The sequence below is a fragment of the Janthinobacterium aquaticum genome (genome assembly GCF_009208565.1).
Taxonomy (GTDB): Bacteria; Pseudomonadota; Gammaproteobacteria; order Burkholderiales; family Burkholderiaceae_D; genus Janthinobacterium.
Genome location: NZ_WFLK01000011.1, coordinates 154698 through 167078 on the forward strand (window position 1 = coordinate 154698; position 12381 = coordinate 167078).

Here is a 12381-nt window from a genome sequence, read left to right on the forward strand (position 1 = left end):
GGACAGGGTCGGAAAAGCGCGTCTGCACGCTTTGTTGTCGAGTGTACTATGGATATAAAACGCCGGGCAATTATTCCTGGAGGAAAAATCCGGCGCTCGCCATCAGGCGGCGCCAAACAGCGCCAGCGCATGGCGCAGCAACTGCGGCGTCTGCCCGGTCCAGCGCTTGAAGGAGCGGCGAAAGTTGGTCGCATCGTGAAAGCCCAGGTAGGCGGCCACGGCGTCATTGTCATAGCCATGCGCCTGGAACAAATAGATGGCCTTGTGCGCGCGCACCTGGTCCAGTTCGGCCTGGAAGTGGCTGCCGTGGCGCGCCAGATGGCGCTTGAAGGTAGCCGGGCTGACGCCGAAGTGCAAGGCCGTGCGCTCCAGCGTGGGGGCGCAGCGGATATGCTCGAGCAGGTAGTCGTACAGCCCAGACAACAGGCTGGGTGCCACTACCGCTTCCTGCGCCGCCTCGCGCAGCGCCAGCGCGCAGGCGTTGGCGTTACCGCGCGGCCAGGGACGGTCGAGCCAGTGGCTGTCGATCAGCATGGCGTCGAGCTGGCAGTCAAAACGCAGCCCCTGCCCCAGGTGCACCTCGTGCTGCTCCACATGGCGCGGGCGCGCGCGGTTGAAGCAATAGCGCCATGGCAGCGGCTCGCCGGCCAGCCAGCGGCACATGGCCGCCAGCGCCGTCATGTGCATCTCGACCAGGAACGGCAGCTGGCTCGGTGCGCCGTAGGTGTCGGTCCAGTACAGCACCAGCAGTGGCCCCGCTTCGCGCAGGCGCGGCTGCAACAGCGGACACAATCGCGCATGGTAAGTGCACAGGATAGCCAGCGCCTGGCGCAGGCTGGGCGCCTGCAGCAGCGCATGGCTGAGCGCGCCGTCGCGCCCCGGCAGCAGTTGCTGGCCGAGCATGAAACTGGTGTCGGCGCTGTCGACGCTGCGCGCCGCATTGGCCAGCAGTTGCAGGTATTGCGCGGCACTGAGGCGGGCGTCGGCGCCCTGCCATGCAGTCTCATCGAGACCGGTGCCGCGCAGCAGCGTGCTTTGGCAGGCATCGCGCGTCAATGCATAATCAAACACCAGCGCCGGCTGGTGCCGCGCCGCGATGCTGGGCTCGTTCGCATGCAGAAACACGGTTCAGGCCGCAGCTGGTGCCGACGCCGACCCCGGTGGTGCCGCGCGCAGCGGCGTTTCCACCGCCCGGCTCAGTTCGGCCAGCACCACTTCGGGCACGCCGTCGGTCATGGAGCAGGCGTGGCGCAGGCTCAGGCAGAGTTCGGCATCTTTGGCGAAATAGCGCATCTGCCCCACCATATGGCACAGGTGGCGCGCCACCGACATGGCCTGCTCGCGCGACACGCCCGGCATCAGCACGGCAAAGCGGTCGCCCGCATAGCGGCACAGCAGGTCGTCATTGCGCAGGTTCAGCAGCAGCATATGGCCGACGGCCTGCAGCACGCGGTCGCCTTCGGCATGGCCGTGTTCGCGGTTAATCAGGTGGAAGCGGTCGATATCGAGCAGCACCAGCGCACAGTCCAGGCCGGGACGGCGCTCCTGTTCCAGCCGGATCTGCGTGCGCAGATAGCTGGCGTCGGCCAGCTGGGTAATGCGGTCGAAAGCGCGGTGGTCGCGAAACAGGCGCTCGCGCTTTTGCAGGTGTTCGTTCAGACGAAATTGCTCGTGGCGCCAGTAATACATGCCCACCGTCACCAGCAGCATGCCGAACGGAATCAGCGCTTCGAGCCAGTTGTCCCACAGGTCGCGTTTGTCGACGGCAAAAAACTCATCGAGGCAATCTGCCCACGAGCCGAGCATGATCGCGCACAGGCCGCCTGCCAGCAGGCGCGTGACCAGCCCGCGCGGCCGGCTGCTGAGCGTAAACAGAAACCATATGCCGGCCATGACGGCCGTGCCGCCCTCGCAGACGATGTCCATCCACTTCCAGGCAGCAAACGGCTTGGGCGTGCCCAGCGTGGAATACAGCAGGAAGAAAACCGGCAGCGCCACGATGGCGACGACCAGGCTGTTGCGGTGCAGTTGCAGCATAACCAAGACCTTTACATAGTATGCAACAACGATACCGCTTGCGCGTGACAGGACGATGACAGCCATGCGCCACAACAGACAGAGATACGCACAGGGGTGCAAACGGCTCACCGGCAACCCGTAAAAGATGGCAAAACAGCTATTCCAAGAGACGCCAGCGCGCCAGCACAGGTCATTTCAGCTCATGGCCCCCCGCTTTTCGCTGGCAACGGCAGGTTTTGCCGGCGTTTCGCACACGAGCCCGGAAAGCTGTCACGGATTAGTCATATTTGCTGCCTAGAATCCGCCCGTCTCCTTCCACTACCGAGCCTGTCATGACCTACCCTTCTCCGATGTTTGCCTCCCCTACTGCCGCCCCGCTGCGCCGCTCTGCACTGGCAGCGGCCGTCCTGGCGCTCTTCAGCGGCCACGCCATGGCCGAAGGCCAGGCCTTTATCGCTGCCGAGGCGGGCAGCACCGTTGTCGTCAGCGGCCAGCGCGCCAGCCTGCGCAATGCGATTGCCGCGCAGGAAAAGGCCGATAATATTATCAGCGTGGTCAGCAGCGACGATATCGGCGGCCTGCCCGACAAGAACGCGGCCGAGGCGCTGGCGCGCCTGCCGGGCGTATCGGTGCAGCGCGACCAGGGCGAAGGCCGCTATATCACCGTGCGCGGCCTGGGCCCCGACCTGAACGCCGTCACCATCAATGGCGCACTGGTGCCCTCGCCCGAAGCGGGCCGGCGCGCGGTGGCGCTCGATATCCTGCCAGCCGGGCTGATCCGCACGCTGGAAGTATCGAAAACGCTGCTGCCGGAAATGGACGCCAATTCGCTGGGCGCCACGGTGGAAGTCAAGTCGCTGTCGGCGTTCGACCTGCCCGGCACGCTGTTGTCGGGCAACGTGGGCGCCAGCCACGACGGCAAGACCGGCAAGACCAGCCCCAGCGCCGGCGCGCTGTGGGCGCAGCGCTTTATGGACGGCAAGCTGGGCGTGGCGGCCGGTGTCTCGGCCGAAAAGCGCTCGTTCGGCTCGGACGACGTGGAGACGGGCGGCGCCTGGAGCAATGGCCGCCTGTCCAGCCTGGAACTGCGCGACTACCTGCCGGTGCGCAAGCGCGCCGCCTTTGCCGTCAATCTCGATTATCGTCCGGAAGCGGGCAACAGCTGGTTTTTGCGCTCGTTCCTGAGCGAATTTTCCGACAATGAAGTACGCGACCGCCTGACCATCAGCAATATTGCCGGCGGTAGCCTGGCCGACGGTGAAACCGGCACCGCGCGCGCCGAGCGCCGCCTGCGCCAGCGCAAATACACGCAGCAGGTGCGTTCACTGGTGCTGGGCACCCAGCAAAAATCGGGCGACTGGACGCTCGACATCAAGGGCGGCCTGAGCCGCGCTACCGAAGATACACCTGAAGCGCTCAACGATGGTCGTTTCCGCGGCCTCAGCAACTTTGCCGGTGTGAAATTCACCGACACCGAGCAGCCGCTGCTGACCGGCCCGGCGTCGCTGTACGATCCGGCCAGCTATGCGCTGAACAGCATTACCCTGCAAAAACGTTATTCAAAGGACGACGAACACCACGCGCGCATCGACCTGGCGCGCAAATTCGATGTCGCCACGCTGAAATTCGGCGCCAAACTGAGCCGCCGTGAAAAATCCAACGACACCGATCAGTGGGCATACAACAGCAGCAAGGCCACCAGCGGCAACTACTGGGGCGCCGGGCCCGTATCGATGAGCAGCTTCGTCAAGGGCGGCAGCCTGGACTTCGACCTGGGCGCCATCGGCGTGCCGCTCGATGCCGCGCTGATCCGCGCGTGCGTGGCCGGCCTCGACCGCGACAAGGCACGCCTGGCGACCGAGTCCGTCATCAACGACTACCGCATGCACGAAGACATCAACGCCATGTATGTGCAGAACGCCTATGATTTTGATGCCTGGCATATCCTGGGCGGCGTGCGCGCCGAGCGCACCAGTTTTGAAGCGGCCGGCTCACAAGTTGACAGCGTCGGCGTGGCCACGTCGCTGTCGCGCGAGCGGTCCTACACCAACTGGCTGCCCAACCTGCAGACACGCTACGACCTCGACCCGCACACCAGCGTGCGCGCGGCCTGGACGCAGGCGGTAGTACGCGCCAATTTCAGCCAGCTGGCGCCGGGCGTCAGCCTGCCCAGCAATACCGAAGCGGTGATCGGCAACCCCGACCTGAAACCGCTGAAAGCCAACAACCTCGACCTGGGCGTCGAGCGCGTGCTGGGCAATGACGGCGTGGTATCGGCCTATGGCTTTTATAAAGACATCAAGAACTTTACCTACACCACCAACCTGGCTGGCACCGGCCAGTGGGCCGGCTATACCAGCGCCACCTCGTACGCCAATGGCGACACGGCCAAGGTCAAGGGCCTGGAGCTGTCGTATATGCAGCCGCTGCGCATGCTGCCGGCGCCGTTCAACCGCCTTCTGCTGGGCGCCAACGCCACCTTGAGCAATTCGAGCGCGCAGATCGGCCGCTACGACAAGGCCGCCGGCCGCCAGGTCAACCGCACCATCCGCCTGCCGGGCCAGTCCAATCAGGTGATGAACCTGATGTTGGGCTATGAAGCCGGCCCCATCAGCACGCGTCTGGCGCTCAACTATAAATCGCCTTACTTGCTGGAAATGGGCGGCGATATCCTGCAGCAAAGCCAGGACCATATCGTCGACCGCCAGAAGCAGCTTGATTTCTCGCTGACCTGGCAGTTGTCGAAACAGCTGGCCGTCACGTTTGAAGCGGCCAACCTGAACAACGAGAAATACTATGTTTACCAAGGAACCAAAGCCTATAACGTGCAAAACGAACAATATGGCCGCACCTACAAACTGAGCCTGAAAGCGAGCGCATTCTGATGGCATACCAACATACCGTACTGGCAGCCGTGCTGCTGGCCGCGTTTTCCCTGCCGCTGCAGGCTGCCCTGCCCGCCGTGCCTATCATCATGGCGCAGGCCGAAGAACTGGCGCGCCTGCCCGACGGGCGATGGCTGACCGTCGACAAGCACGGCCTGCATCTGCTCGACGCCGGCGGGCGCGAACTGGACCGCATCGCGGTGCGGGCCAAGCAGCTCGACACGCGCATCGCCGCCGGCCAGGTGCTGGCGGTATTCCTGGAAGCCGATACCCAGCGGCCAGTGCCGGTCTCGGTCGACCTGCAGGCAGGCAAGCTGGTGCGCCTGGCGCCGTTTCCCGACGCCACCTTCTCGGTCGAGGCCTCATGCCTGTACCGCGACGCCCAGCAGCTCGACCACCTGTTTTTGATCGGCAAAGACGGCCAGGCCGAACAGTGGGTGATGCAGGGCGAACAGCGTCAGCTGGTGCGCAAGCTGGCGCTGCCGCCGCATGTCAAGCACTGCCGGGTCGACGATGCCAGCAAACGCCTGCTGGTCAGCGAAGGCAATATGGGCCTGTGGAGCTATGACACCGAGTCCGAAGGCATGGGCCAGCGCCAGGCCGTGGCGTTGAAGAAGCCCTATGGACAGCTGGACGGCGGTGCCGGCGCGCTGGCCGTGCTGCCAGGCGGCGTGGCCGTGCTGGACGCCAAAGCGGGCAAGTTGCATCTGCTGCGCGACGAGCATGGCGCCTGGCGCGCGCTGACGCCCCAGCCAGTGACGCTCCATGCCCACAAGGGCGAGAGCCAGTTGCTGCTCGACGGCGATACGCTGCTGCTGCGTGGCAAGGACGGCTGGCAAAGCCGCGCCTTGTCGTGGCAGGGCAAGGCCGCGCCGCAAACACCGCTGGCGATCATTGCGCCGCGCGGCCAGACCGAGCCGATGGCGCGCCAGGGCGACGCGGCCGACGATCCGGCCATCTGGCTGGCAGCCAACCGCGCCGATTCGCGCGTGCTGGGCACCAACAAGAAGCAGGGCTTGCTGGTGTACGACCTGCAGGGCAAGCAAACCCAGTTGCTGGAAGTGGGCCGCCTGAACAATGTCGACGTGCGCCAGGGTATCAGCCTGGACGGCGCCAGCGTCGATCTGGCCGTGGCGACCCAGCGCGATGACAACAGCATGATGCTGTTTAACATCGACGCCAGTGGACACGTCACCGAGGCAGGCCGTTTCCCGACCGGCCTGGCCAGCATCTACGGCATGTGCCTGTACCAGCCCGCAGGCGGCGGCGTGGAGGCGTTTATCAACGACAAGGACGGCACGTTCCAGCACTACCGGATCGCAAAAAAAGGCGCGCAATACAGCGCCAGCCTGCTGCGCACCTTCAAGGTCGCCAGCCAGCCCGAAGGCTGCGTGGTGGACGACCAGCGCGCACGCCTGTTCCTGGGCGAAGAGCGGCGCGGCGTCTGGACCACCTCGGCCGATGCAACCAAACCCGATGCGCTGCAGATGGTGCTGCCGGTCGGCGCCAACCTGGCTGCCGATGTGGAAGGCATGGCCATCTACCGCAGTGCGGACAAGGTGGGCGGCGATTATCTGGTCGTATCGAGCCAGGGCGACAGTAGCTATGTGGTGCTCGACGCCACGGCGCCCTACAAGCTGCGCGGGCGTTTCAGGGTCGGCTTTAACCTGGCCGAGCGCATCGACGGCACCTCGGAGACCGACGGCCTGGAAGTGACCTCAGCCAACCTGGGTGGCCCGTACGCGCGCGGCATGCTGGTGATCCAAGATGGCTACAAGCGCCTGCCCGACGGTCCGCAGAACTTCAAGTATGTGGCCTGGGATGATGTGGCCAAAGCCTTGAAACTCGATTAGTCGCGGGCAAGGCAGGTATGAACCGAGCTCTGCCGTGCTCAGAAACGTATCGGGCAAGGCGCCACTCTTGCTTCGCCAAACGAGGCGTGGCCGGAGCGCGCGCTGAGGTTTTCGCTCATCGAGCCCTTGTCGGCGTAATAGACGCAGTATTCGCCGGCTGCCGTGGTGACCTTGTAAATACGTTTCGGGTCGTTGGGAGCGCTGAACAGTTCCATGCGTGCGGGCTCGAACCAGCCCGGCTTGACGGCCGCATGCGCTTCGGCCATGCCCTTGGCCAGGCGCGACTGTGATGTTTCAACCGGCGCCGTAAACTCCTGCGGGTGCTCGGCGCGCAGTTGCCGGTCAATCGCGCCAGCCGACTTCAGTGCCTGCGCCAGCAAACCTGGTGGCAAGGCCTTGCCGGCATCGGCGCTCGATGCCGGCTTTGCAGGCGTCGCCGGCAACAGCCAGTCATCGGCTGGCAAGGCGCTGGCGGAGACGGCATTGTTGGCCGGTGTGGATGCCGTTTTATCGGCGCCGGTATTTGGCGCGCTGTCTTGTGTGCTGTTTTGTACGCTGTTTTGTACAGGTTTGTGCACCCTGTCCTGTTTGCCTGAGTCCTTGTCGGGCACCGGTCGTTTGTCCACACGCGGTGGTGCAGGCTGCTGCAGATAAACTGGCACGACTTCCCTCTGTAGCAATAAGGGCGTCCACACACGATGGTCAGCCTCCGGCGCAATAACAGATGGCCGCGTGGCCTGCCACACAATGGCCAGATGGATGGCCAGCACCAACCCTATGGCGGTACCGGAACGGCGGGAAAAACGGGGCCGGTAAAAATAGGGATCGGTACTGCCACGCAAGGATATCGTCATATGTGCAAATAAAGCGGCCTATAAAGTCAGCGACTATGCCGCCTGGCAATAGCCAGGCTGTGCAAGGGCTACGCTAACATTAATAATGACACTAAGGCAAATAACAGCGAAGGTATTGCCGGCCGATACCTCGCAGCCTAAGCCGTGCTACCTGCTGCTCCTTGGCAAGCCTGTGCGACAAATCCTTGGCTGTCGACACTGCCTTGCCGTATTAAAATAGCGGCCCATGAGCTCCCCCACCACCTCCCCGCCACTGTCCGACAGCCTGCTTTTTCCGTCCCTTGCCGTACTTGGCGGCCAGATTTCCGTCAATCTGGGCGCGGCGATTGCCAAACAGCTGTTTCCCGTGATCGGCGTGGAAGGCATTACCGCCTACCGGGTGGGCTTCTCCGCCCTGATATTGCTGGCTATTTTCCGCCCCTGGCGCTTTCGCCTGACGCGCACCGACGTGCTCAACCTGCTGGTCTACGGTTCGGTGCTGGGGATGATGAACCTGCTGATTTATCGTGCGTTTGCATTGATCCCGATCGGCGTAGCCGTCGCCATCGAGGTGACGGGGCCGCTGGCAGTGGCGATGCTGTCCTCGCGCCGCCCGCGCGACCTGGTGGCGGTGGCGTGCGCGGTGCTGGGGCTGTATCTGCTACTGCCGCTGCAAGGCAGCCCGGGTAGCCTGAATCCGGTCGGCGTGGCCTATGCGCTGGGCGCCGCCACCTGCTGGGCGCTGTATATTGTGTTTGGCAAGCGCGCGGCCAGCCTGCAGGGCGGCCAGGCCGTGGCTTGGGGCATGACGGTAGCGGCCATGCTGACGGTGCCCATCGGCGTCGCCTATTCAGGCGCAGCGCTGCTGGCGCCAGGCCTGATACTGACCGGACTGGCCATTGCCCTGTTGTCGAGCACGGTGCCCTATACGCTGGAAATTTTTGCCCTGCGTCGCTTGCCGCAAGGCGTCTTCGGCATGTTCAGCGCCGCCGCGCCAGCCGTCAGCGCGCTGGCAGCCATGGCGGTGCTCGGCGAACACCTGAGCCTCATGCAATGGCTGGCCATCGCCTGTATCGTGTTTGCGTCCGCACTGGCGGCGCTGGGCGTGCGGCGCTAATGTTGCCAGTGCGCTGGCCCTTTGTTTCCGACGCCGCTGGCCTGTGCGCCTTGTCACTGCCAGAATTTGAAGTAAAGTCCAACTATGCCTACCTCTTTTATCTCCCCCGCCGCCACTGCCAACGTCCGCAACGCGGTTGAGCGGCGCGCATTACGCCGCCATCGCACGGCGCTCGGGCTTGCTGCGCTGCTGCTGAGCTGTACCCCGCTGCTGCACGCGGCGCCCACGCCTGCTGCGCCCCTGAAAGGCGACCCTGTTGCTGGCAAGGCGGTCTTCTACCGATGCGCGTCCTGCCATCAGGTAGGGCCATCGGCGCGCGGCGCTTTCGGGCCGCAATTGAGCGGCGCTATCGGCCGCAAGGCCGGTTCCACCACCGACTTTCGCTATTCTGCCGCCATGAAGAACGCCAATATCGTCTGGACCGAGCAAAACCTGGCCAGCTTTTTAAAGGCGCCTTCCGATTTCATCCCCGGCAACAAGATGCGCTTCTGGGGCCTCAGCAACGCACAGCAGGTGGCTGACCTGCTGGCCTACCTGCGCACGCAGTAGCGCGCCGTTTTCCACGCTCATCTGCCGGGCAAACGTCAGCCGGACAACTCAGGCCCTGGCCTTGATGCCGCTAAGTTAGCGCTCCGGCGCCAAAATCACACTGGCAAACGCATTAAAGCCACAGTCGTGCGCATAGGTTCTCCGGGCCAAGCGGGGCTGAAAAATGTCGAGGGCAAGGCGTAGGTCGGGTTAGCCCGCAGGGCGTAACCCGACAACACCACCATCGGCATTTTCTCAGGCGCGCTTTTGCACGCCATTTTTCGCCTTGCGACTTTCAATGCTCGAAAAAGCTTAACTTAGCGGCATTAGGCCCTGGCCGGCAGCTTGCGCACGCACAGGTAGATAGCATAGACGGCGCACAAGCCGACAATGACATACACGGCGCGTGATGCAGCGGTCATGACGCCAAAGATGCTGGCCACCAGGTCGAACTCGAACAGCCCGACCAGCCCCCAGTTCAGGCCGCCAATGATCAGCAGGGCCATCGCCACCCAGTCCAGCATAGTCAGGCGTGCACTGGCCAGCGGCACATGCGCCGCACCGTCCGTTCCCGATTGAATATTCGCCATTACTTCCTCCCTGTTCAGGTGCAAATCAACGAGCAAATCAGACAGCCTGAAGGAAGTGTAGCGAGTCGATGTCAGAACGGCACTCGGACGATGCCGCGATTTTCAGTCGGCGCTGTCCTGATCGGCATGGAGAAAACTACCGACCAGGCTGCCAGCAGAGACTTAAAGCTGTTTGTACATAATGGTGGTGGCATCCAGGCTGTCGCAGGCTGGTGCCAGCGCGTACGCCGGAATGCTGCCCGCCACCTGGTAGCCCAGCGAGGCATACAGCGGCTGGGCATGGTCGCCGCTGCGCGTATCGAGCGTCAGCAGCCGGCACGGCAGGCGCCGTACCTGCACTTCGAGCTGCACCATCAACTGGCGCGCCAGGCCGCGCCGGCGAAAGGCCGGCCCTACCAGCAGCTTGCGCACTTCGGCCCGGTGCGCCTGGTTGGGTGGCGTGTCCCAGTCGAGCTGTACCGAACCGGCTATCTGCCCGTCGATCTCGGCCACCAGCAGCAGGCGCACGCCGCGCTCGACGGCCGGCAGCACATTGTGCAACCAGAACCGGTCGCTGGCAGAGCGCTCGAACGGCAATATAAAGCCGATACTGGCGCCGTCATGCACGCAGGCATGCAGCAAGGCGGACAGTTCGGGCAGGCGCTCGGCAATGTCTGCCGCAGAAAACGTTCGGATGGACATCATCAGCCTTTCATCATCATTCAAACCAGAAACAGGAAATAGCGCGCGGCGCTGTCGGCCGGCGTGGCAAAGGCACTGGCGCCATTGAGCTGGTAGCGCAGGCAGTCGCCGGGCAACAAGTGATACGACACGCCTTCGATGGTAATGTCCAGCTTGCCCTCCTGCAGCAGCAAATGGTGTTCGAGTCCCGGCCGCGGCGTGGCCGGGTACGCAATCGTGCTGCCGGGTGCCAACTCGCAGTCAAGCACCTCGCCTGCCAAAGCGCGCGCCGGCGGCGACACACTGCGGCGGCGAAAGCCGCTGCTCTCATCGTCCCAGACCGGTTGCTGAGCGCGCGTGAGCAGCGGCGTAAAATCATCTTCCACCATCCGCATCAGGCGCGACATGGGCAATCCGTAGGCAGCGCACAACCGTCCCAGCACGCTGGCAGTGGGGCTGACTTCCGCGTTTTCCAGCCTTGACAAAGTAGCGCGGCTGACCTGACTGAGGCCGGCAAGCTGGTCCAGCGACCAGCCTTGCGCCGCGCGTAATTGCCGCAGGCGGAGCGCCAGGCGCTGGTCGATATCTTCGATTATTTTTTCCATAAATGGGAATTTATTTCATAATTGGGAATTATGCCAGCAGTTTTTCAACCGTTGTGCAACGCACAGACCCGCTCGCCGACCCGGCACACCATGAGCCGACCTGCTCAACAATTCCCTTTTGATCGGAAACGCCATGCCCGCCCCCACCATTCCCCCATCGCGCCTGGGCCAGGCGCCCGCCAAGCTGGACCGCAATGAATTCCACCTGCAGTTCGTGCGCTCGTTTGCCGACCCTAATTTTGATACCGTGCGCGATGCGCTGGAGCAAGTTGAAGCCGTGGCCTGGCAAAACTATACCGACAGCCGCAAAGCGCCCGTCACGCAAAAGGCCGGGCCCGGTTTTGCCGACCCCGACTATGATCTGTCGGTGGAGTGGAAAGCCACGCACGACAAGCTCAAGGCGGCAGAAGCGCGCCAGAAAGACGCCAGCACGCCCTCGCGCGTACTGCTGATCTGCGCGTCGGCGCGCAATGACGGCACCTGCCCCGGTGAAATTTCAAAAACCTGGCGCATGAGCAAATGGGCCAGCGAAATACTGCAGGCGAACGGCATCGAGGCCGATCTGCTTGACCTCAGCCTGCTCACTTCGTCGTACGACCTGCATATCCACCCGTGCAAGGGCTGCGTGTCGACTGCCATGCCGCTATGCCACTGGCCATGCAGCTGCTACCCCAACCATGGCGAGCGCCAGACCAATGACTGGATGGCCGACATCTATGAGCGCTGGACGGCGGCGCACGGCGTCATCATCCTGACGCCCGTGTACTGGTACCAGACGCCGTCCGTGCTCAAACTGATGATCGACCGGCTGGTGTGCGCCGACGGCGGCAATCCCGATCCCACCTCGACCCACGGCAAGAAGTCGCGGGAAGCCAAGGCGCTCGAATTGCAGGGCTGGGATTATCCCAAGCATCTGGCCGGACGCGCCTACGGTCTGGTGGTGCATGGCGACGTGGCCGGCATCGAAGGCGTGCGGCGCGGGCTGTCGGACTGGCTCGACTGGATGGGGCTGGTGGACGCCGGCGCCAAGGCGCGCCTGGACCGCTATATCGGCTACTACGAAAGCTATGCCGACAGCCACGCCACGCTGGACCGCGATACCGCCATGCAGGAGGAAGTACGCAATGTGGCGCGCGCCGTGGCCGAAGCCGTGAAGCGCCAGCGGGCCGGCACGCTGGCGCCGCCCGACGCCGGGCTGCAACCGGCCCGGCCCAAATGAGTGCACGGGAGGTGCGCTGGCCCACATAGTGAATTAAAAAACAAGAATCGTGCTTGCGTCGCTGCTGTCAGC

11 protein-coding genes are annotated in these 12381 nt (G+C 63.8%); 5 read left to right on the plus strand and 6 right to left on the minus strand.

Going from position 1 to position 12381, the window contains the following annotated elements:
- Positions 1-102 precede the first annotated feature (102 nt).
- Together GCM43_RS17655 and GCM43_RS17660 are read right to left on the minus strand one after the other, a co-directional pair.
- Positions 103-1125, minus strand: a complete 1023-nt coding sequence (locus GCM43_RS17655; protein WP_152246647.1) for an AraC family transcriptional regulator — start codon at positions 1123-1125, stop codon at positions 103-105.
- 3 nt (positions 1126-1128) lie between these two features.
- Positions 1129-2037 (minus strand): GGDEF domain-containing protein, encoded by a 909-nt coding sequence (locus GCM43_RS17660; protein ID WP_152246649.1) that lies wholly within the window; start codon positions 2035-2037, stop codon positions 1129-1131.
- 314 nt (positions 2038-2351) lie between these two features.
- Here GCM43_RS17660 and GCM43_RS17665 point away from each other — a divergent pair, with 314 nt between their 5' ends.
- Both GCM43_RS17665 and GCM43_RS17670 read left to right on the plus strand, forming a co-directional pair.
- Positions 2352-4904 carry a TonB-dependent receptor gene (locus GCM43_RS17665; RefSeq protein ID WP_226929541.1) on the plus strand — a complete coding sequence of 851 codons (2553 nt, stop codon included), beginning with the start codon at positions 2352-2354 and terminating at the stop codon, positions 4902-4904.
- Entirely contained in the window at positions 4904-6757 is a 1854-nt protein-coding gene (locus tag GCM43_RS17670; RefSeq protein ID WP_152246651.1) for a phytase, read from the plus strand. Before GCM43_RS17665 ends, GCM43_RS17670 begins: the two co-directional genes overlap by 1 nt.
- Positions 6758-6795: 38 nt before the next feature.
- On the opposite strand, the gene GCM43_RS17675 is transcribed toward GCM43_RS17670, so the two are convergent.
- Positions 6796-7335, minus strand: coding sequence for a hypothetical protein (locus GCM43_RS17675; RefSeq protein WP_152246653.1), 540 nt, complete (start codon positions 7333-7335; stop codon positions 6796-6798).
- A gap of 502 nt (positions 7336-7837) precedes the next feature.
- On the opposite strand from GCM43_RS17675, the gene GCM43_RS17680 reads away from it, so the two are divergent.
- Both GCM43_RS17680 and GCM43_RS17685 read left to right on the plus strand, forming a co-directional pair.
- Positions 7838-8707, plus strand: a complete 870-nt coding sequence (locus GCM43_RS17680) for an EamA family transporter (RefSeq protein ID WP_193315660.1) — start codon at positions 7838-7840, stop codon at positions 8705-8707.
- An 84-nt stretch (positions 8708-8791) separates the two neighbouring features.
- Positions 8792-9256, plus strand: a complete 465-nt coding sequence (locus GCM43_RS17685; protein ID WP_152246655.1) for a c-type cytochrome — start codon at positions 8792-8794, stop codon at positions 9254-9256.
- A gap of 305 nt (positions 9257-9561) precedes the next feature.
- Here the strand turns inward: GCM43_RS17685 and GCM43_RS17690 are convergent, their stop codons facing one another.
- The 3 genes from GCM43_RS17690 to GCM43_RS17700 form a co-directional block, all read right to left on the minus strand.
- Positions 9562-9825 carry a DUF378 domain-containing protein gene (locus GCM43_RS17690; protein WP_152246657.1) on the minus strand — a complete coding sequence of 88 codons (264 nt, stop codon included), beginning with the start codon at positions 9823-9825 and terminating at the stop codon, positions 9562-9564.
- A 162-nt stretch (positions 9826-9987) separates the two neighbouring features.
- A complete protein-coding gene (locus tag GCM43_RS17695) occupies positions 9988-10509 on the minus strand; it encodes a GNAT family N-acetyltransferase (protein WP_319636964.1) in 522 nt (173 codons plus the stop codon).
- Between the two features lie 17 nt (positions 10510-10526).
- Complete coding sequence (locus tag GCM43_RS17700) at positions 10527-11090, minus strand: helix-turn-helix domain-containing protein (protein WP_152246659.1); 564 nt, start codon at positions 11088-11090, stop codon at positions 10527-10529.
- A 133-nt stretch (positions 11091-11223) separates the two neighbouring features.
- On the opposite strand from GCM43_RS17700, the gene GCM43_RS17705 reads away from it, so the two are divergent.
- Positions 11224-12309 (plus strand): flavodoxin family protein, encoded by a 1086-nt coding sequence (locus GCM43_RS17705; protein ID WP_152246661.1) that lies wholly within the window; start codon positions 11224-11226, stop codon positions 12307-12309.
- Positions 12310-12381 lie beyond the last annotated feature (72 nt).